We start from the raw sequence: 20,522 nt of genomic DNA on the forward strand, positions 1-20,522 counted from the left end.
GGCCGGGCGCCCGGCACCGCGTTTGAGTGTGACGGAGGTTACATCGGGTCCCCGACATCAACGCGTACGGCGCGGTTGCGTTATTGAACTGTTATCTGGGGCGGCAAGATTGCCATCGCTACCCCCTTACGGGTACCCCCGTGAATGGTTAGGGTGACGCTGATCTCACGCCCCTGTGAGCCGTTTCACCCCAGGAGCGATAACATGCCCAGCCCCACCCGCTACAGAGAAGTAGAGAAGTCGGCTGAGTTCGTCGAACTACGGAAGAAGTTCCGCAGCTTCGCGTTCCCGATGACCATCGCCTTTCTCGTCTGGTACTTCGCGTACGTCCTGCTCTCGGTGTACGCCGTCGACTGGATGAGCACCCGAGTCTTCGGCAACATCACCACCGGTCTGCTGATCTCCTTCCTGCAGTTCGTCACCACGTTCCTCATCACCTGGCTCTACATCCGCCACGCGAACCGGTCGCTGGACCCGTTGTCCGCGCAGCTCAAGAACGGCCTGGAAGCCGACGTCGAAGGGACCCTCAAGTGATTCCTCCTCTCGCCACGCTGGGCAATCCGGCCGTCAATATCGGGATCTTCGTCGCCTTCGTCGTCGCCACGATGACCGTGGTCATCATGGTGACCCGGGGCGGCCTGAAGAAGTCGAGTGACTTCTACACCGGCGGCGCGGCCTTCTCCGGCCGCCAGAACGGCATCGCCATCGCCGGCGACTACCTGTCCGCCGCGTCCTTCCTGGGCATCGTCGGCTCGGTCGCCTTCTACGGCTACGACGGCCTGCTCTACTCGGTCGGCTTCTTCGTGGCCTGGCTGGTCGCCCTGCTGCTCGTCGCCGAGCCGCTGCGCAACACCGGCCGCTACACGATGGCCGACGTCATCTCGTTCCGCGTCCAGGACCGGCCGGTCCGGATGGCGGCGGCGATCTCGACCCTGCTGGTGTCCTTCTTCTACCTGCTGGCCCAGATGGCGGGTGCCGGTGGCCTGGTGGCCCTGCTGCTCGGCATCAGCAACCCGGTCGGACAGAACCTCGTCATCGTCATCGTGGGCCTGCTGATGGTGGCGTACGTCCTCATCGGCGGCATGAAGGGCACCACCTGGGTGCAGATGATCAAGGCGATCCTGCTGATCATCGGCGTCCTCGTGATGTCGGTGTGGGTGATGTCCCGCGTCGGGTTCAACCTGTCCACACTGATCCAGCAGTCCATCGACCACGTCAACACGGTCAAGCCGGGCACCGGCGACCACCTGCTGCAGCCGATGGGCAAGTACGGCACCAACAAGCTGGGGTTCATCTCGCTCTCGATCGCCCTGGTGCTCGGTGCCTCCGGTCTGCCGCACGTGCTGATGCGCTTCTACACCGTGCCGACGGCCAAGGAGGCCCGCAAGTCGGTGACCTGGGCCATCGTGCTGATCGGCGCCTTCTACCTGCTGACCATGGTCCTCGGCTACGGCGCCGCGTGGCTGGTCGGCGCGGAGAAGATCAAGGCGATGCCGGGTGGCGCCAACGCCGCTGCCCCGGCGCTGGCCTACGAGCTCGGCGGCACGATCCTGATGGCGATCATCTCCGGCGTGGCGTTCGCGACCATCCTCGCGGTCGTCGCCGGCCTCACCATCACCGCCTCGGCGTCGTTCGCCCACGACATCTACAACTCGGTGATCAAGAAGGGCACGGCCGAGCCGCAGCAGGAGCTCCGCGTCGCCCGGATCGCGTCGATCACCATCGGCCTGATCTCGATCGTTGGCGGTGTGATCGCCAACGGCCAGAACATCGCCTTCCTGGTGTCGCTCGCCTTCGCCCTGGCGGCCTCCGCCAACCTGCCGTCGATCCTCTTCACCCTCTACTGGCGTCGCTTCAACACCCGCGGCGCGCTGTGGAGCATCTACGGCGGTCTGATCTCGGCGATGGTGCTGATCATCTTCTCCCCGGCTGTCTCGGGCAACGCGGCGGCGATGTTCCCGCACGCCAACTTCGCCTGGTTCCCGCTGGACAACCCGGCTCTGGTGTCGGTCCCGATCGGCTTCATCCTCGGTTGGATCGGGTCCATCACGTCGGATGAGCACGACGAGGACAAGGCCATCGAGATGGAGGTCCGCTCCCTCACCGGTGCCGGTGCCGGTGGTGCGATCGACCACTGAGTGGTCCGCACCGGTCAACGGAGATCGGTGCCCTCGTGACAGCCCGTCGGGTCCCCCCGGCGGGCTGTCGCAATCTTGGGGACGCCTCGTGGGAGCAACCCGGTGAGACCGGTCACACTCCTGAACACACGCTGTGAGGCTGTGGACGTAGGGTAACCTTTCGATTAACATCGCCTCAGGTGCGCAGAAATGCGTCCCTCCCCGGCCGTCGCACGCTGACATCATCCCCCCCGTACGCCAGCGATGCGACTGACCCAGTGGCCGACCACCTCGGTGGTCGGCCACTGTTGGCTCCGGCCCCGATACCGCCCACCCGTACGCTGGGGGCGTGACTCCCGCTGCCCTTCTCATGGTGGTCGTCGGCCTCGTCGTGACCGCCGTCACCATTCTGGCGATCGTACGATCCCGCCGCTCCGGACTCGACGAGATCTATGAGGGGGTCACCCCCGGACAGCTCCCTGCGCGCGGCCAGCAGGCGCTCACCCGCCGGGTCGCGGACACCGAGTACACCCGTACGGTCGCGGTGCAGTTCACCCCGCCGAAGGGGCTGCGGCCCGGGCTGGTCGGCACCATCTACGACGGAGTGGCCGAGAGCCGCGACGTCACCGCCACCATCGTCGACCTGGCCGTCCGCGGCTACGTGCGGATCAGGGCGGTCGAGCCCGAGGGGGAGCCGGTCGGCCGTGCGGAGAAGGCTCGTCCGGACAAGGCCCGCCGGGACAAGGCTCGCCCGGACTGGGAGGTCGTCGCCCTCGACCCCCCGGCTGACGACGAACTCTCGGTGATGGAGGCCCACCTGCTCAACGGCCTGTTCGCGTACGGGCCGTCGGTGCGGATCTCGCAACTCACCGGGGATTTCGGCCAGGTGATGCGGGAGGCGGTGCAGGCCCTCTACACGGAGGTCGTCCATCGCGGCTGGTACCGGCGCCACCCGCGCGCCAAGAACGGGCTCAGCGGTGCCGGACTGTGGGGCCTGGCCATCGGTGGTGCCGTCGTGATGGTCGTGGTCGGGGTGGGCCCGGCGTCGTCGGTGCTCTGCTCACGCTGCTGTCGGCGGGAGCCTGGGCACGCTGGGGCCGCGTACGCCCCGGACGGACCGCGGAGGGCACGGCCGTCCGGATCCAGGCGCTGGCCTTCGAGGAGTACCTGCGCACCGCCGAGGCGGACCAGATCCGTTTCGAGGAGGCCGGCGACATCTTCTCCCGCTACCTGCCGTACGCCATCGTCTTCGGCGTGGCCGACCACTGGGCCAAGGTGTTCGGCGAGGTCGCCGCGAAGGCACAGCTCGCCGGCTACGACCAGCTGGACTTCGGCCTCGACTGGATCGACATGGTGATCCTCGCCGACCTGCTCGACGTCCCTGAGCTCGCCTTCCTGGTCGGCGAAGGACTGGCCGAACTGGTCGGCGGCCTCGACGTCTCCGGCGTCGCCGACGCCGTCGGTGGTGGCCTGGAGGCGTTCACCGATGGCGTGTCCAGCTTCGTCGACTCCACCGGCGGCCTCGACAGCCTCGGTGACGGCTGCGACGGGTGTGACTTCGACTTCAGCTAGTCGCGTTGGTCGCCGGCGGGCTGGCCGGCTCCTCGATGCCCGCCACGTGCAGGGCCGTACGGATCCGGCTGAGCGCCTCGCGCTGGAAGCCCCACTGCTGGTTGGCGAGGGTGTCCGCGGTCGCCCGCAGCTTCGTCTGCACGGCGTCCATGCTGTCGACGCCCAGCACCACCGGATCGGCGATGAGCACCAGCTGCCACTCCTCCTCGGCCGCCATGTCCTCCAGCACCTGCTTCATGATGTCGATCGCGGCACTCGGGTCGGCGCCCGGCGCGATCGGCACGTCGATGATGGCGGTCGAGGTGCCCTGGGAGGAGTTGCCCAGCTGGTTGATGTCACCGTTGCGGACGTACCAGACGACCCCCGAGAACGCCCGTAGCCGGGTCACCCGCAGGCCGACCTCCTCCACCCGGCCGGAGATCTTGTCGTTGATCAGGACCCAGTCGCCGACACCGAACTGGTCCTCCGACACCATGAAGATGCCCGAGAGGTAGTCCTTGACCAGCGACTGCGCGCCGAAACCGATGGCCACGCCGCCGATGCTCGCGCTGGCCAGCAGCGGCGCCATCGGCACCCCCAGCACGTTCATGATCGTCATCACGACGACGATGACCAGCACGATGTCGAGGACGTTGCGCAGCAGGCTCGCGGTGGTGTTGGCGCGGGCGGCGTAACGCTCGTCGGACATGTCCGCGGCCCGGCGCAGGATCTCGGTGGCGCGCAGCCGCTTGCCGCTGGCGTCCTTGATCATCATCCGGGTGATCCGCCGGATCGTCCGGGCCAGCAGGCCGCGGACCACCAGGGCGACCAGCAGGGTGACGAGGATGACGATCGAGTTGTTGATCCATGCTTCGGTGACTTGCTGGGACACGGGCCAGGTCACTGGGAGGGCTCCGATCTGGTTGGTCGGTCGGTTCACGAAGGGGCGGCGTTGCCGCCTTCGATCCTGCCACGAGTCACTGACCGTCCCCCTCAGGCTCCGATCAGCCCAGAGAACCCCAGGCCTCCCGCAGGGCCGCGGCCGCCTGCCGGGGGACGGGCGGCCACAGATGGCCGAGACCACGCTGATGCCGTCCACGCCGGTCGCGCGGACCCGCGGGACCCGCTCGAGGCTGATCCCGCCGATCGCGACGCTGGGCCACGGGCTGGTCGCGGCGATCGTTGCCGTACGATCCGTGCCGCCCGCCTCGGCGGCATCCGGCTTCGTCGCGGTGTCCCAGACCGGGCCGATCCCCACGTAGTCGAGCAGGTCCTCGCCCAGGGCCCGGGCCACCTCGAGATGGCCGACCGACTGCACCGACAGCCCGAGGAGCCGGTGCGGGCCGAGGACGGCACGCGCCTGGTCGATCGGCAGGTCGCCCTGCCCGACATGTGCGCCCTCGGCACCGATCGCCTCGACCAGGTGCACCCTGTCGTTGACGATCAGCGGCACGCGTCCGGCCAGCGCCTCGTGCAGGGTGCGCCCGATCCGGACGAACTCGTCGTCGTCCGCGTCGGTGTCCCGCAGCTGCACCAGGGTCACGCCGCCGTCGACGGCCTCCCGTACGGTCCGGACGAGGCCGTACGAGGCGGTCATCACCGGGTCGGTGACGAGGTAGAGCCGGTAGTCGGGGCGGGGGCGGGCGGTGCTCATCGCTCCTCCAGCCGCACCCGGGACGCGACCTGCTCGGGAGTGATGGCGCCGAGGGCGTCGAGAAGTCCGACGGCGAAGGAACCGGTGCCTGTCTTCGGGGCCTCCTCGGCGGCGAGGCAGAGCAGGGTCGTCGCCGCGGCGGCCGCCACCAGCTTGTCGGGCGTGACGGCCGCGAAGCCGGCCATCAACGCGCCCAGCGAGCAGCCGACGCCGGTGACCCTCGTCATCAGCTCGTGCCCGTTGCTCAGCGCCACGGTCCGGGTGCCGTCGGTGAGGTAGTCCGTCGGGCCGCTGACCGCGACGACCGCCCCCGTGTCGGCGGCCAGCCGGCGCGCGGACTCCAGAGCGTCGTCAGAGGAGTGCGACGAGTCCACCCCTTGCCGCCGGCGCCGCCGAGCAGCCCGAGGATCTCCGAGGCGTTGCCCCGCACGATGGTCGGGCGGTGCTCCAGCAGCTCGATCGCCACGCCCGTCCGCCACCCGATGCCACCGGCGGCGACCGGGTCGAGCACCCACGGCACGCCGTGCTCGTGGGCGGACGCCGCCGCCAGGCGCATCGCTTCGACGGTGTGCTGCTGCGGGGTGCCGACGTTGACCAGCACACCGCTCGCGATGGCGGCGAACTCCGCCGCCTCCTGCGGGTTGTCGACCATCGCGGGGGCCCCGCCGGAGGCCAGCACGACGTTGGCGGTGAAGTTCGTCACCACGACGTTCGTCAGGCAGTGGACCAGCGGCGCCGCAGCACGGTACTGCTCGAGCGAGGTGGCGAGTGCGGAGGGGAGGGCCGACGAGGTCTGCATGTCCCACAACATATGTCAGCGACATCTGCGTCAATCTGTGGGGATCGGTAGACCCGGCCATAGAGTGACAGCGTGGACCCGATCCAGAACCCGTACGCCCCCGGGGCCGGCCAGCGACCGCCCGCCCTGACCGGCCGGGACGACGAGTTGGCGGCCTTCGACGTCGTCCTCGCCCGGGTGGCGAAGGGGCGGCCCGAGCGCTCGATGGTGCTCACCGGCCTGCGCGGTGTCGGCAAGACCGTGCTGCTCAACACGTTGCGTTCCTCGGCGGTCCGCGCCGGCTGGGGCACGGGCAAGCTCGAGGCACGGCCCGGCCAGTCGCTGCGCCGCCCACTGGGTGCCGCGCTGCACATGGCCGTCCGGGAACTGGGCCACCCGTCCCAGACGGAAACCGTCCTCGGCACCGTACGGTCGTTCGTCGAGGCCGACGCCAAGCCGGGGACGAAGCTGCGGGACCGCTGGAACCCTGGCATCGCGGTCCCCCGACCCGTGGGCGCGCCGACTCCGGCGACATCGAGATCGACCTGGTCGAGATGCTCACCGACCTGGGCGGCCTGGCCCTGGACGTCGGGGCAGGCGTCGCGCTCTACATCGACGAGATGCAGGACCTCGAGCCGGAGGACGTCTCGGCGGTGTGCGCGGCCTGCCACGAACTCAGCCAGCAGGGGCTGCCGGTGATCGTCGTCGGTGCCGGGCTGCCGCACCTGCCGGCGGTGCTGTCGGCCTCGAAGTCGTACTCCGAGCGGCTCTTCCGCTACGTCCGGATCGACCGGCTGTCCCGGGAGGCCGCCGATGCCGCCCTCGCCGAGCCGGCCGGGGACGAGGGCGCCGCCTACGATCCGGAGGCCCTGGCGGCGCTCTACCGCTCCACCGGCGGCTACCCCTACTTCATCCAGGCGTACGGGAAGGCGGTCTGGGATGCGGCGACCGCCTCGCCGATCAGCGCCGAGGACGTCGCCGTCGCCGTCCCCCAGGCCGAATCCGAGCTCGCCGTCGGATTCTTCGGGTCCCGCTACGAACGCGCCACCCCGGCCGAGCGCGAGTACCTCCGGGCGATGGCCGAGGTCGGCGGGGAGGACCCGGTCGGCACCGCCGAGGTCGCCGCCCACCTCGACCGCAAGCCCCAGAGCCTTTCTCCGGCCCGGGACTCGTTGATGAAGAAGGGTCTCGTCTACTCCGGCGAGCGGGGCAAGGTGCAGTTCACCGTGCCGCACTTCGGCCGGTACCTGCGCGGCACACCCGCCGCGGAGTAGGGCATCCGGCCGTACCGGGCGCGCCGCCCGGGAAATGTCAGAGGCCGGTCCTAGCGTTCTGGCATGCGCATCCTGCACACCGCTGACTGGCACCTCGGGCGGACGCTGCACGGCGAGAGCCTGCAGTCCGCCCAGGAGGCGTTCGCCGACCACCTCGTCGAGGTGGTGGAGGCCGAGCGGATCGACGCCGTCCTCGTCGCGGGGGACGTCTACGACCGGGCCATCCCGCCGGTCGAGGCCGTCGAGCTGCTCGGTGACACCCTGGCACGGCTGACCGCGCGGACCCGGGTGGTGCTGACGTCCGGCAACCACGACTCGGCGATCCGGCTCGGCTTCGGGTCGGGGATGTATCGCGACCGGTTGAGCGTCCGCACCCGCGTGGCGGAGGTCGGTGCGCCGGTCACCGTGCCCGACGCGGACGGCCATGACGGCCTGGTGGTCTACCCGGTGCCTTACCTCGACCCGGACGGCACCCGCCAGGAGCTGGGCGCCGTCGACCGTACCCACGCGGCGGTCGTCGGGGCGGCGATGGGACGGATCGCCGAGGACCGCGCCCGGTTCGATCCGGCGGTGCCGGTGGTCGTGCTAGCCCACGAGTTCGTCGGGACGGGGGAGACCTCGGACTCCGAGCGCGACATTCGCGTCGGCGGGATCGACTCGGTGCCGTCGGCGGTGTTCCGCGACGTCGACCCGTCCTACGTCGCGCTCGGCCACCTGCACCGTGCCCAGCGCACCGGCGACCCCGAGCGCGACCCGCTGATCCGCTACGCCGGCTCCCCGCTGGCCTTCTCGTTCTCCGAGGCCGACCACGTGAAGTCCAGCGTGGTCGTCGACTTCGACGGGATGGTGCCGGCGGTGCGGACGATCGCCACGCCGGTGCCGCGCCGCCTGGTGCGGGTCCGCGGCACGCTGGCGGAGTTGGAGTCGTCCGCCTGGGACGGCGACCGCGACGCCTGGGCCGAGGTCGTCGTCACCGACCCGGTGCGTACGCCCGACATGATGGCCCGGGCCCGGGCCTGTTTCCCGCACCTGCTGACCTTCGCCCACCTGCCCGCCGACCGGGTCACGGACGGCCCCTCGCGGGTGACCGCTGCGGTGGATCCCCTCGAGGTGCTCACCGAGTTCGTCGCGGACGCCGGCGGCCGGGACGCCACCGAGGACGAGGAGCAGGTCCTCCGCGAGACGTACGAAGAGGTCCAGAAGGCGATGGCGGTCGCCTGATGCAACTCCACCGGCTGACGTTGCGCGGCATCGGTCCCTTCCCGGACGAGTGTGTGATCGATCTCGACGCCCTGGGGGTCGGGGGGCTGTTCCTGATCGAGGGGCCGACGGGGTCGGGCAAGTCGACGCTGCTCGATGCGATCACCTTCGCCCTCTACGGCAGCCTGGCCAATCCCGAGGCGAGTGACGAGCGGCTGCACTCCGCCCACGCGGGGCCGGAGGTGGAGCCGTACGTCGACCTGGTCTTCTCCACCGCGGCCGGCGACTACCGGATCTGGCGCCAGCCGCGTTACGAACGCCCGAAGCAGCGCGGCACCGGCACCACCACCCAGAACCAGCAGGTCCGGCTGTGGCGGCTGAGCCCGGGCGACCTCGAGGCGGTCCTGGCCGGCGGTCAGGCGGGGCGGCTGCTCTCCACCCGGGCCCAGGAGGTCGGCGCCGAGATCCCCGCGCTGACCGGACTGACCCGCGACCAGTTCACCCAGACCGTCCTGCTGCCCCAGGGCAAGTTCGCGACCTTCCTGCGGGCCCGGCCCGACGATCGGCGAGCGGTGCTGCAGCAGGTGTTCGGCACCGATGTGTACGACCGGGTGCAGAAGCGACTGATCGAGGGTGCCCGCGACCTGCGCAGGTCGCTCGACCGGGTCCGCCAGGACATCGGCAAGGCGGTTGCCGTCTACGGCAGCACGGTCAGCGCCGAGCCGCAGATCGTTGCCGCTCTGGAGGTGGCCGCCGTCGAGGGGCGCCCTGAGCTTGCCGCGACCCTGGACGCCGACGCCGCCCGGTTCTCCGCCGAGGTGGCCCGTACGACCGCCGTGGTGCGGGCCGCCGAGGCGGAGGAGACGAAGGCCCGCAGCGGCCTGGAACGTGCCGAGAAACTCGCTGAGGCCCTGCGACGCCGGGCCGACCTGCTGGCCAGGGACGCCGACCTCACCGCTCGCGCCGACGCCGTCGCCGCCCTCCGTGAACGGCTCGCCCTGTCCCGGGCGGCCGCCGCGGTCGTCCCGCTCGTCGTCCCGGCGGAACGGTCCCGCGCCGCCCTCGCCGACGCCCTGGCCACGGCCGAGCGGGTCGCGGTGAGGGTGGAGGGTGGCGTCGGCACGGACGAGGAACTGCTCCGGGGCGCCGATGAGGACGAGGCCACGTCCGCCGACTGCAGCCGAGCCGTCGGCGAACTGGAGGTCTGGGCCAGGACCGAGGCCGGCCTGCCGGCCCGCCGTGAGGACCTGGCCAACCGACGACGGGCACTCGACGAACAACAGCAGCGGTTGGCCGGTCAGCGGGACGAACTCGACGCCCGTCCTGCCGACGACCGGGAGCTGGAGGAGACCCTCGCCCGGCTACGTCAGGACGCCGGCGACGCCGAGGCGGCGGCCGCCGACACCCGCCGGGCCCGGGTTGCCCGCGAAGCCGCGGCGGAGGCCCAGCTCCTCGAGGGAAAGGTCGAGGAGGCCGCCCGGCAGGCCCGCCTCCTCCTCGACGTCCAGCGTGCGGCGGGGGAGAGGGCCCTCCAGCGCCAGCTCGACCGCTTCGCCGGCATGGCCGGCGAGATGGCCGCCGAGCTGCGTGCCGATGAACCCTGCCTCGTCTGCGGGTCGACCACCCACCCCGCCCCCGCGGCACTGGAGGCCACGCATGTCTCCGCCGAGGACGTCCGGGCCGCCGAGGAGGACCGCGACCGGGCGGTTGCGGCGGTGAACGCCCACCAGCAGGCCGTCACCGGCCTCACCTCAAGGCTCGCGGCGCGTCGGGCGGAGGCCGGGGGGCTCGACCTGACCGCCGCGACCGAGGCGCTGCGCGTTGCGGAGCAGCACGAGCGGCAGGTCAGGGCCCGGCTCGCCGACCTCACGGCCCGGGAAACAGCCCTGCGGAAGTTCCGGGAGCGCACCGAGCAGCTCACCGCGGCCGTGACCCGCGACGAACTCGCCCAGGACCGCGCGGAGCAGTCCTGGGCACGCGAAAGGGACACCGTCGACGCCGACACGGCTCGCTGCGCCGAGCTACGGGGCGACCAGGCGTCCGTCGAGGTGCGGGTCCAGACCCTCCGGACGCTCGCCCGCGCCGCCCAGCAGCGGGCCACCGCCGCCCGTGCTGTCATCCGGGCCCGCGCCGAGGAGCGGGACGCTCGGACCCGCCTGGAGGATGCCCTCGCGGAGTCACCGTTCCGCGACCCGCCAGCGGCGCGAGCCGCCCGCCTCGACCGGGAGGCGGAGGAGCGGGCCGACGCCCAGGTCCGGGCGTACGACAAGGAGCGGGACACCGTCGACGCGGGACTGGCCGAGCTCGCCGGGCTCACCGGCGACGAGGACCCGCGGCTGGACGAGTGCCGCCTGGCCGACCAGGAGGCCCGGCTCGCCGCCCGGGCTGCCACGTCGGCGGCGGACGCCGCCGCGACACTGGCCGCCGATGTGGCCCGCGCCCGGGCCGGCATCGAGGAGGCAAGGGCGGCGTACGCCCGGGAGGCGGCCCAGGGCGCGGCCCTGTTGCGGGTCTCCGACCTTGCCCAGGCCGGGTCGCAGTCACGGATCCGGACCGAACTGGCCACGTGGGTGCTGGTCCGACGCTTCGAGGAGGTCATCGCCGCCGCGAACGACCGGCTGCAGGTGATGTCCGACGGCCGCTACCTGCTCGAACGGGTCGACGACGAGGCCGGACAGCGCTCGACCAAGCTCGGCCTGGGCCTGCAGGTCGTCGACCAGCTCACCGACCGGCCGCGCTCGCCGGGTACCCTCTCCGGTGGCGAGACGTTCTACGTCTCGCTCGCCCTCGCCCTGGGCCTGGCCGACATCGTCCGGGCGGAAGCGGGCGGCGTGGACCTCGACACGCTGTTCATCGACGAGGGCTTCGGCTCCCTCGACCCGTCCGCCTTGGAGAACGTGATGATCGTCCTCGACGGGCTGCGCGCCGGGGGACGTACGGTCGGAGTCATCAGTCACGTCGCGGACATGAAGGACCGCATCCCCGAGCGGATCAGCGTCCGACGGCGTGCCGACGGGTCCTCCACCCTCGCGGTCACGGCCTGAGCCATGCTGCCTAGGATCATCCGGTGAGCACCACGACAGCCCCCGCGCGCCTCGTCGACCCGGTCGACGCCGTCCCCCCGCTCCCCAAACTGACGGTCCTGGGCGTCCAGCATGTGCTGGCCTTCTACGCCGGGGCCGTCATCGTCCCGCTCGTCATCTCGCAGGGCCTCGGGCTCTCCCGGCAGGACACCATCCACCTGATCAACGCCGACCTCCTCACCTGCGGCATCGCGTCGATCATCCAGTCGGCCGGGTTGGGCAAGCGCATCGGCGTCCGCCTCCCGCTGCTCCAGGGCGTGACCTTCACCGCCGTCTCGCCGATCATCGCCATCGGCCTGGCGTCCGGGGGCGGCACCCACGGCCTCGCCGCGGTCTACGGGTCGATCATCATCGCCGGCCTGGTGACGTTCTTCGGCGCGCCGTGGTTCGCCAAGCTGCTGAAGTTCTTCCCGCCGGTCGTCACCGGCACCCTGCTGACCGTAATGGGTACGACGCTGATCGGTGTCGCCGCCGGCGACATCGTCCGCTGGGGACAGACCGACAAGGCGCTGATGGTGCCGGGCCTGGTCTACGCCTTCGGCACCCTCGCGGTGATCGTCCTCGTCCAACGGGTCTTCAAGGGCTTCATGGCCACCATCTCGGTGCTCATCGGCCTGATGCTCGGCACAGCCGTCGCGGCCGCCCTCGGGCACACCGACTTCTCCGGGGTGACCACCGCCGCGCCGATCGGACTCACCGCTCCCTTCTTCTTCGGCTGGCCGGCCTTCTCCCTCACCGGGGTCATCTCGATGATCATCGTGATGGCCATCACCGCGGTCGAGACGACGGGCGACGTGTTCGCCACCGGAGAGGTCGTCGGCAAGCGGATCACCCCGCACCACATCGCCTCGGCGCTGCGCGCGGACGGCCTGTCCACGACGCTGGGCGGCATCCTCAACTCCTTCCCGTACACCTGCTTCGCGCAGAACGTCGGCCTGGTCCGGCTCACCCGGGTGAAGTCGCGGTGGGTCGTCACCGCCGCGGGGGTGATCATGATCGTGCTCGGGCTGTTGCCGAAGGCCGGCGCGATCGTCGCGGCCATCCCGGCCCCGGTGCTCGGCGGCGCCTCGCTGGCGATGTTCGCCAATGTCGCCGTCGTCGGCATCCAGACCCTGGGCAAGGTCGACATGCACGACAACCGCAACGCGGTGATCGTCTCCACCGCCATCGGCCTGGCCATGCTGGTGACCCTGCAACCGACGATCGCCGCCGCGGTGCCGTCCTGGCTGCAGATCATCTTCGGCTCCGGCGTCACCCTCGGCTCGATCGTCGCGATCCTGCTCAACCTGCTGTTCTTCCACGTCGGGCGGCGTAGGGGGCCCGACGTCGCGGTCTCCCACGGCAAGCCGGTGCGCCTCGACGAGGTCAACGCCATGTCGAAGGACGAGTTCGTCGCGGCTTTCGGCGGCCTCTTCCCGGTCACCTGGCCGGTCGCCCGGGCCTGGGAGGACCGTCCGTTCGCCAGCACCGAGGAGCTGCGCGAGGCCTTCCAGCAGGTCGTCCTGTCCTCGTCGGCCGACGAACAGCGCGCCCTGGTCGACAGCTACTACGACATCTCCGAACTCGTCCTCACCGATCCGGCGACCGCGACCGAGGACGTCGCGGCCCTGCAGGAGACCGGCTCGCTGGCCATCGACCGGCTCGACGACCGGGATCGTACGGAGATCGCGGCCCTCAGCCCGGCCTACCGGGACAAGCACGGCATGCCCTGGGTCGTCTCGCTGGCCAACCTGGCCAGCCGTGACCAGCTCGTCGGGGACGGGTGGCACCGGGTGGCCAGTTCTCCCTCGCGGGAGTTGGTCACCGCGATCACCGAAGTCGGCCACATCGCCGACGCCCGGTTCGACGCCCTGGTGGCGGACGCCAACCCGATCCGCTCGGCCTGGGCACGCAAATTCGAGCAGTTGAGCTGACACAGACCAGGAGGACGATGATGCGGTTCGCGGTGATCGGGGCGGGAGGCCTCGGGGGTTTCTTCGGTGGTCTGCTCGCCAACGGCGGGCACGAGGTCCACTTCGTGGTCCGGGGTCGTACGTTGGCGGCCCTCCTCGACACCGGGTTGAGTATCACCGGCGGGTTCCGGGCCCACCTCGACCGGGTCGAGGCGACCGACGATGCGCGCACGATCGGGCACGTCGACGTCGTACTGGTCACGGTGAAGGCCGGCCAATTACCCGACATCGCCACGCAGTTGCCGCCGCTGGTGGGACCGCAGACCATCGTGCTGACCATGCAGAACGGCGTCGAGGCGCCCGACACCGTCGCCGAGGTCGTCGGGCGCGAGCACGTCGTGCCCTGTGTCGTGCGGATCTTCACCCAACTGGAAGAGCCGGGCCGGATCAGCCACCACGGCGGCGCCGGGTCGGTCACCTTCGGAGCCTGGGACAACGTCGAGACCCCACTGATCGAGGCCACCCGGGCCGCCTTCGAGGGCGTCGGGATCTCCGCCCCCGAACCGCCCGACATCTGGGTCGACCTGTGGACCAAGGCGATGTTCATCATCCCGACCGGCGCCCTCGGAACGCTGAGCGGCCAGCCGATGGGTGAGGTGCGCACCGCCCTGCGCGACGAGTTGAGCGCCTGCATCGCCGAGATCGAGGCGATCGCCAGGGCCCGCGGTGTCCGGCTGCCACCCGACGCGGTGGAACGTACGCTCGCCTTCGTCGACGAGCAGCCCGCCGATGCCACCACCTCCCTGCAACGCGACCTGATGCACGGGCGGGCATCCGAACTGGACAGCCAGGCGGGCGCCGTGGTCCGGCTGGGCCGGCAGGTGGGCGTCCCCACCCCACGGCACGACCTGATGTACGCGGTGCTGTCGCTGCGGGAGCGCGCGGCCCGGGGCTGAGCCGGACATCAAACACCGGCTGTACCTGGAGGTATGGACGCTGTACCTAGAGGTATGTACACTCGAAGCCGTGGACTCCAGGGAACGCCTGATCGTCGCGATGAGCGATCTGATGTGGGAGAAGGGCTATGCCGCCACCAGCCCCCGTGAGGTCCGCGACCGCTCCGGCGTCGGCCAGGGCAGCATGTACCACCACTTCCCCAGCAAGCGCGAACTCGCGCTCGCGGCGCTGGAGCGCAACTGCCAGGACCTGCTGCCCGGCTCCATCGACCCACTCAGCGCCCCCGGTGATCCGCTCGAGAAGCTCGCCGGGCACATGTCCACGCCGCGCGATGCGCTCAAGGGCTGCAAGGTCGGCCGGATGACCCAGGACCCCCTGGTCGCCACCGATCCCGGGCTGCTCGCCCCCGTCACCGACGCCTTCGAGAAGGTGCACACCGCCCTGGTCGCCGTCATCCGGGAGGCGATCGACGCGGGCGAGCTCCCGGCAGCCCTGGATCCCGATCGGATCGCCTCGCTGTTGCAGGCCACCATCCAGGGCGGCTACGTCCTCGCCATCGCCCGTCAGGACCGGGCGCCCTACGACGAGGCCGTCGCCGGAGTCGTCGACCTGCTCCGCGCCGCCGCCCCGCCTCCCGCTGCCGCGCCCGCCTCGGCCCCCACTACTTCAACCCCAACCCACAGAAAGGTACGGCCATGACCGTACGCATCGGTATCAACGGATTCGGTCGGATCGGGCGCAGCTACCTGCGTGCCGCCCTCGCCAACAACGCGGACGTCGAGGTGGTCGCCGTGAACGACCTCACCGACGCCCGCACCCTCGCCACCCTGCTCGAGTGGGACTCCGTCAGCGGACACCTGGACGGCGTCGGCGTGGACGGCGGTGACCTCCGGGTCGGCGACGCCACGGTGAAGGTCTTCTCCCAGGCAGATCCCGCCACCATCCCCTGGCGGGAGGTGGGCGCCGACGTGGTGATCGAGTCGACCGGCCGGTTCACCGACGGGGCCAAGGCCGTGGCCCACCTGCAGGGTGGCGCCCGGAAGGTGATCGTGTCGGCCCCGGCCAAGGGTGACGTCCCGACCTTCGTGCTCGGCGTGAACGACGACACCCTCGACGTGGGCGCCAGCGACGTCTTCTCCAACGGCTCGTGCACGACGAACTCCCTCGCGCCGCTCGCCAAGGTCCTCAACGACACCTTCGGCATCGAGAGCGGTCTGATGACCACCGTGCACGCCTACACCGGTGACCAGCGCCTGCACGACGCCCCGCACTCCGACCTGCGCCGGGCCAGGGCCGCCGCCGTGTCGACCATCCCGACCTCGTCCGGGGCCGCGAAGGCGATCGGCAAGGTCATCCCGGAACTGGACGGGCGGCTGACCGGATTCGCCCTGCGGGTGCCGGTGCCGGTCGGCTCGATCACCGACCTCACCGTCGTCCTCCAGCGGGAGGCCTCCGTCGAGGAGGTCAACGCCGCCTTCCGGGAGGCCGCCGGCAGTGATCGACTGCGGCACGTGTTGCAGTACTCCGAGGCTCCGCTGGTGTCGGTCGACATCGTCGGCAACCCGCATTCGTCGATCTTCGACGCGCCACTGACCCAAGCCGTCGGCCGTCAGGTCAAGGTGCTCGGCTGGTACGACAACGAGTGGGGCTTCTCCAACCGGCTGGTCGAGTTCTCCGAACGGATCGGGCAGGCCCTCTGACCCACCCGAACAGTTCTCAGAAGGCCAGGTGCGTCATCCAGGGCAGGATCGGCGTCATCAGCCCGGTCGACATCCAGAACATGCCGAAGTTCATGGCGAAGCCGGCCAGCGCCGCGAGGCGATAGGTCGGCGACGCCACGGCCCGCTGCTCGTGGCACATCATGGCCGCGGTTCCATAGGGCTGCCCGATGGTCAATTCCTGGGTCGATGTCCCCGGAATCGCGGTCATGATGAGGGCGTCGCCGGTCTCCTCTGCAGCGGCGGGCGAGGCCGGCGCGGCTGACACGGCCGGCGAGATCGGCGCGTGCCCGGCCGCGTCCTGGGCAGTCTGGGCGTCATGGGCCTTGACCCAGGCGGGACGGACGACGTCGACCAGGTCGCGTCCGGCGGCGAACAGCAGATAGGCCATGAACGGGATCCCCACCAGGCCCACGGTCCACACCGAGCCGCCCGGCTTCGAGGCCTCCATCAGCCACGGCTTCATGGCCGCGCCCATGTGGGGCATCTTGAGGTTCATCCCGACCAGGTGCCAGGCCATTGCGCCGAACATCGCCGCGTGACCGGCGTAATGCCAGCGGGCCCCCGCCGGGTCACCGCGAGCCCAGCGAACCACGCGGTCGACAACACGAAGACGGCCAGCACCACGGGGGGAGTGAGCAGGTGCACCAGGGGCATCCAGGTGACCGGGGCGACCATCAGCAGCATCACCACCGACATCACCAGGTGCAGCACGTTCGACACGCGCTGGGTGCGGTCCTGGGGACGAGTGAGCTCGTACATCGACCACGCGGTGCACCACGCGAAGAAGACGAGCAGGACGACGAACTTCACCGGTGTGTTGGCGAGCGTGAACACGACGGACCTCCTGGGGAGACGACTGACGAGACGCGGTGGTCATCGGGTCGAGTCGTGTAGGAGGAGACACGGCAACGCTGGGACGACGCTCCGGGAGCCACTGTAGGACGGCGCCGAGCCCGCGATACCCCCGGTGAGTAGCGGAAATGGAACGCTCGCGACGCCGGCCCGTCAGCCGAAGTGGTAGATGATCAGGTCCTCGAACCGGGTCACCTCGATCACCACCGCCGTCCCGGCCGCTCCGGCCCGGACCGCCATCTCACCGACGCGCCAGGTCCGGCTCAATCGTCCCCGCGAGTCGCAGGAGCAGCCCCACGGCTCCCCGTACGCGGCATCGAGCAGGCGGAGCAGTTGCAGCGTGTAGTCGCGGACCGCGGGCTCCGCACGCCAGGCGTCGAGCACGGTGATGTCGATGGTCCCCGAGCGCACCCTGACCCGCCAGCCGGCGCCGGCGCGCAGCTCGGGGACGCCGTACCGGGTGGGCGTGGCCACCAACTCGTGGTGCTCGACGAAGTTGCGGATCCCGGCGTCCAGCACCTCGGCGACGAGGCTGGCCGCCTCCTCCGGCGACACGTACGCCGCGACGTACGTTCCCCCGGGCCGGGCCGGCTGGGGGCGCGCCTCGACCGGCGCGGTCAACGGGAGCAGGTCGATGACCGTGGCGGGTTCGAGGGCCTCGGCCTCCTCGGCCCCGGCCGCCACCTCGCCGCCCGGTGTGGGGAGCAGAGTGAACGGGGTACGGGTCGGCGCGACGCCGATCACGAGCTCGTCGGGGCGACGGTCGGCGTACGTCGTCGCCCAGATCCGCCCGATGACCTTGGCGGCCCGGCGCGACTGGTCGGCGTCGAGGGCGACTTCGACCCCGTCGACGTTGACCGTCAGGCGGTTCGGCTCGGCCCGAGCGGTGAGCCGGCGCCCCTCGAGGGAGCCGGAGAGCACCACCGGTTCGCCGAACCAGGCCGGGGGATCGTGGCCAGGTCGGAGGGCAACAGTGCCAACAGGAACCCCAGCTCGGTTGCCACGTCCGACCAGCGCGGCAACAGGAACGGCCCGGGGGCCCAGGAGCAGGGTGGAGCCTGACCGGTGGAGATCGACCACAGGTGGGGCGGTGACAGGTCGGGGGTGGCCGAGACGAAGGCGACGTGCTCCCGGGCACTGACCTCCGGGTCGTACGGGAACGCCCGGCACCCGACCTCCCACTGGTCGAAGAACCGGTCGACCCCGACCTCGATCATGATGCCGTTGAGCTCCCAGCGGAACCTTGCCTGGGGTCCGTGGATCTCGTACGGCGGGGACCCGAGCGCGTCGGCGATGGCCAGCAACGCGGCGTGGGCATCGCTGGGTCGGGGCAGCAGACGGCCCGTCAGGGCGAGGACAGCGGCCTCGACGCCCTGGAGCAACTCGTCGATCCGCATCCCTCACCCCCTGGGTCTAAGGTCGCTGCATGAAGATCTCCCGACGCTCCGACATCGATGCCTTCGAGGTGATGACCATTCAACAGAAGGTTGCCACGATGCAGGCGGCGGGTCAGGAGGTTCTGCTGCTCAGCGTCGGGGAACCCTGCCAGGGCGCCGCCCGATCGGTCCGGGAGACGCTGGCCCGGGTGGCGACGGATGGAACGGATCTGGGGTACACGCCGGGCTTCGGGATCGCGCCGCTGCGCGCGGCCATCGCGCGTCACTACGCCGATTGGTACGGGCTCGAGGTCGATCCGTCCCGGGTCTGCGTGACGGTCGGATCCTCCGGGGCGTTCCTGCTGTCCTTCCTCGCCTGCTTCGACGTCGGGGACCGGGTCGCCGTGGGCCGGCCGACGTACCCCGCCTACACCAACGACCTGCGGGCCCTCGGCTGCGAGGTGGTCGAACTGGACTGCGGTCCGGCGGAACGCTTCCAGCCCACCCCGGAACTCCTGGCGGCTGCGCACGCCGAGTCGCCGCTGACCGGCGTCGTGCTGGCGTCCCCGGCGAACCCGACCGGGACGATGCTCGACGCGCAGCGGATGGCCGACCTCGCCACGTGGTGCCGCGCCCACGACGTGCGGATGATCAGCGACGAGATCTACCACGGCATCACCTTCACCGGCAGCCGTGGCGAATGCGCCTGGACGTACGACCCGTCGGCGGTGGTGATCTCCTCGTTCTCCAAGTACTGGTCGATGACCGGCTGGCGGCTGGGCTGGATGCTGCTGCCGGAGGACCTCGTCGATCCGGTCGACCGGCTCACCGGCAACCTGTTCCTCTGCGCCCCCGCGCCCGCCCAGTGGGCGGCCATCGAGGCGTTCGGCCCGGAGGCGTACGCCGAGGCGGAGCAGGCGGTCGCCGACTTCGCCGCCGCGCGCGAGGTCGTGCTCGGCACCGAGATGGGCTGGGGCACCGTCGCGCCCCCCGACGGCGCCTTCTATTACTACGCGGACATCAGCCCGGTGCTGGGGCCGTACGCCACCTCACGGGAATGGTGCGCCGCCCTGTTGGAGCAACAGCACGTGGCCGTCACCCCCGGCAAGGACTTCGACTCCGTCCACGGTGACCGGACGATCCGACTGTCGCTGTCCGCCGGGGCACCGGCCGTCCGGGAGGCGCTGCGCCGGATCCAGGTCTTCCAACAGGAGCTTGCGAGCCGGGTCAGCGCTGCTCGGTGACAGCGGGGGGAGCGGTGACCACGGCGACCGGGCAGCGGGCGCCCATCAGCGCGTGCTGAGCCACGGTGCCGAGCTTGAGGCCCTTGAAGCCCTCCTGGCCGCGCCGGCCCACCACCATCAGGTCGGCCGTCTCGCTGGCCGTGACCAGGACGTTGCGGGGGTGGCCGGGGCGGGCGACCAGGTCGATCCCGACGCCCGGCTTCGACCGTCCGGCGAGGGTCTGTTCCAGCATGGCGTACGCCACCGCCGGCACCGGGTCGGTCGAGTCCTGCGGCATCGTCGACCAGCAGAGCAACAGCGTGATCGTGCCGCCGGCCGCGACGAGGCTGAGGGCGAAGTCCAGGGCCGCCGTGCTGGAGGCCGAACCGTCCGCACCCACGACGATGCTGCGGGGGGCCGCATCGGTGGCCGTGTCGCCGTGGATGATGACGACCGGACAGGCCGCATGCTGGGCGGTCGTCATCGAGACGGTGCCGAGGAAGGCGGAGGTGATCCGGCCGCGGCCGCGATTGCCCATCACGAGCATCGTCGCGTCGTCGCCGGCCCGCACCATCACTCCGGCGCCCGTACCGACCGGGTCCTCGCCGCTGGCCGGCAGGTCCGGGTGGGTCCGCCGCACCGCGTCGAGGGCCTCGGCGCTGCGCACCGGTTGCGCGTCGTTCTCGCGGGCGGCGATCACGCGCAGCGGCACCCCCATGCGCTCCGCGGCGCCGGCGGCCCAGGTCACCGCCCGACCGGCCATCTCGGAGGAGTCGTAGCCTACGACGACGGGACGGGAAGGGGTGCCCTCGGACATGACCTCAGTGTAGGGGCCGACCAGGGG

17 protein-coding genes and 2 pseudogenes are annotated in these 20,522 nt (G+C 71.0%); 12 read left to right on the plus strand and 7 right to left on the minus strand.

The features are described from left to right. Positions 1 to 204 precede the first annotated feature (204 nt). The 4 genes and pseudogenes from Rai3103_RS06275 to Rai3103_RS18195 all read left to right on the plus strand — a co-directional run bounded on the left by Rai3103_RS06275 (position 205) and on the right by Rai3103_RS18195 (position 3,689). Positions 205 to 534, plus strand: a complete 330-nt coding sequence (locus tag Rai3103_RS06275) for a DUF485 domain-containing protein (RefSeq protein WP_153571865.1) — start codon at positions 205 to 207, stop codon at positions 532 to 534. Continuing rightward, complete coding sequence (locus Rai3103_RS06280; RefSeq protein ID WP_228489224.1) at positions 531 to 2,138, plus strand: solute symporter family protein; 1,608 nt, start codon at positions 531 to 533, stop codon at positions 2,136 to 2,138. Before Rai3103_RS06275 ends, Rai3103_RS06280 begins: the two co-directional genes overlap by 4 nt. A gap of 349 nt (positions 2,139 to 2,487) precedes the next feature. After that, positions 2,488 to 3,338: pseudogene (locus Rai3103_RS17640) on the plus strand (DUF2207 family protein); the annotation flags it as partial. Between the two features lie 33 nt (positions 3,339 to 3,371). Further along, positions 3,372 to 3,689 carry a hypothetical protein gene (locus Rai3103_RS18195; RefSeq protein ID WP_239022399.1) on the plus strand — a complete coding sequence of 106 codons (318 nt, stop codon included), beginning with the start codon at positions 3,372 to 3,374 and terminating at the stop codon, positions 3,687 to 3,689. Here Rai3103_RS18195 and thiE read toward each other — a convergent pair. Together thiE and thiM are read right to left on the minus strand one after the other, a co-directional pair. Beyond that, positions 3,682 to 5,322: a thiamine phosphate synthase gene (gene thiE / locus Rai3103_RS17645; RefSeq protein WP_228489225.1), complete on the minus strand. Its 1,641-nt coding sequence runs from the start codon at positions 5,320 to 5,322 to the stop codon at positions 3,682 to 3,684. The genes Rai3103_RS18195 and thiE overlap by 8 nt on opposite strands. Next, a pseudogene (gene thiM, locus Rai3103_RS18715) lies at positions 5,319 to 6,133 on the minus strand (hydroxyethylthiazole kinase). The gene thiE and the pseudogene thiM overlap by 4 nt, the downstream one beginning before the upstream one ends. A 60-nt stretch (positions 6,134 to 6,193) precedes the next feature. Between thiM and Rai3103_RS19175 the strand changes: the two are divergent. From Rai3103_RS19175 to gap, 7 genes are all read left to right on the plus strand, one after another. After that, complete coding sequence (locus tag Rai3103_RS19175) at positions 6,194 to 6,799, plus strand: ATP-binding protein (protein ID WP_228489226.1); 606 nt, start codon at positions 6,194 to 6,196, stop codon at positions 6,797 to 6,799. Between the two features lie 638 nt (positions 6,800 to 7,437). Then, positions 7,438 to 8,595 carry an exonuclease SbcCD subunit D gene (locus Rai3103_RS06315; protein WP_153571869.1) on the plus strand — a complete coding sequence of 386 codons (1,158 nt, stop codon included), beginning with the start codon at positions 7,438 to 7,440 and terminating at the stop codon, positions 8,593 to 8,595. After that, on the plus strand, positions 8,595 to 11,618 hold the full coding sequence (locus Rai3103_RS06320; protein WP_153571870.1) for an AAA family ATPase: 3,024 nt from the start codon (positions 8,595 to 8,597) through the stop codon (positions 11,616 to 11,618). Before Rai3103_RS06315 ends, Rai3103_RS06320 begins: the two co-directional genes overlap by 1 nt. Before the next feature lie 23 nt (positions 11,619 to 11,641). Further along, entirely contained in the window at positions 11,642 to 13,570 is a 1,929-nt protein-coding gene (locus Rai3103_RS06325) for a solute carrier family 23 protein (protein WP_153571871.1), read from the plus strand. Positions 13,571 to 13,587: 17 nt separating this feature from the next. Then, complete coding sequence (locus Rai3103_RS06330) at positions 13,588 to 14,505, plus strand: 2-dehydropantoate 2-reductase (RefSeq protein ID WP_153571872.1); 918 nt, start codon at positions 13,588 to 13,590, stop codon at positions 14,503 to 14,505. A 70-nt stretch (positions 14,506 to 14,575) separates the two neighbouring features. Beyond that, on the plus strand, positions 14,576 to 15,205 hold the full coding sequence (locus Rai3103_RS06335) for a TetR/AcrR family transcriptional regulator (protein WP_194793299.1): 630 nt from the start codon (positions 14,576 to 14,578) through the stop codon (positions 15,203 to 15,205). Next, entirely contained in the window at positions 15,202 to 16,206 is a 1,005-nt protein-coding gene (gene gap / locus Rai3103_RS06340) for a type I glyceraldehyde-3-phosphate dehydrogenase (protein WP_153571873.1), read from the plus strand. The genes Rai3103_RS06335 and gap overlap by 4 nt, the downstream gene beginning before the upstream one ends. 16 nt (positions 16,207 to 16,222) lie before the next feature. Here the strand turns inward: gap and Rai3103_RS06345 are convergent, their stop codons facing one another. The 4 genes from Rai3103_RS06345 to Rai3103_RS06360 form a co-directional block, all read right to left on the minus strand. After that, entirely contained in the window at positions 16,223 to 16,744 is a 522-nt protein-coding gene (locus Rai3103_RS06345) for a hypothetical protein (protein ID WP_153571874.1), read from the minus strand. Continuing rightward, positions 16,720 to 17,061 carry a DUF5134 domain-containing protein gene (locus Rai3103_RS06350; RefSeq protein ID WP_153571875.1) on the minus strand — a complete coding sequence of 114 codons (342 nt, stop codon included), beginning with the start codon at positions 17,059 to 17,061 and terminating at the stop codon, positions 16,720 to 16,722. Before Rai3103_RS06350 ends, Rai3103_RS06345 begins: the two co-directional genes overlap by 25 nt. Positions 17,062 to 17,232: 171 nt before the next feature. Then, a complete protein-coding gene (locus Rai3103_RS06355; RefSeq protein WP_194793300.1) occupies positions 17,233 to 18,003 on the minus strand; it encodes a hypothetical protein in 771 nt (256 codons plus the stop codon). After that, positions 17,940 to 18,476, minus strand: coding sequence for a hypothetical protein (locus Rai3103_RS06360; RefSeq protein ID WP_153571877.1), 537 nt, complete (start codon positions 18,474 to 18,476; stop codon positions 17,940 to 17,942). The genes Rai3103_RS06355 and Rai3103_RS06360 overlap by 64 nt, the downstream gene beginning before the upstream one ends. Positions 18,477 to 18,505: 29 nt before the next feature. Between Rai3103_RS06360 and Rai3103_RS06365 the strand changes: the two genes are divergently transcribed. Further along, on the plus strand, positions 18,506 to 19,699 hold the full coding sequence (locus Rai3103_RS06365; protein ID WP_153571878.1) for a pyridoxal phosphate-dependent aminotransferase: 1,194 nt from the start codon (positions 18,506 to 18,508) through the stop codon (positions 19,697 to 19,699). Here Rai3103_RS06365 and Rai3103_RS06370 read toward each other — a convergent pair. Continuing rightward, the gene (locus tag Rai3103_RS06370) at positions 19,683 to 20,495 is read right to left on the minus strand and encodes a universal stress protein (RefSeq protein ID WP_194793301.1); all 813 of its coding nucleotides are present in this window, start codon (positions 20,493 to 20,495) and stop codon (positions 19,683 to 19,685) included. The two genes, Rai3103_RS06365 and Rai3103_RS06370, sit on opposite strands and share 17 nt — an antisense overlap. Positions 20,496 to 20,522: the final 27 nt, after the last annotated feature.

The sequence above is a fragment of the Raineyella fluvialis genome (assembly GCF_009646095.1).
Taxonomy (GTDB): domain Bacteria; phylum Actinomycetota; class Actinomycetes; order Propionibacteriales; family Propionibacteriaceae; genus Raineyella; species Raineyella fluvialis.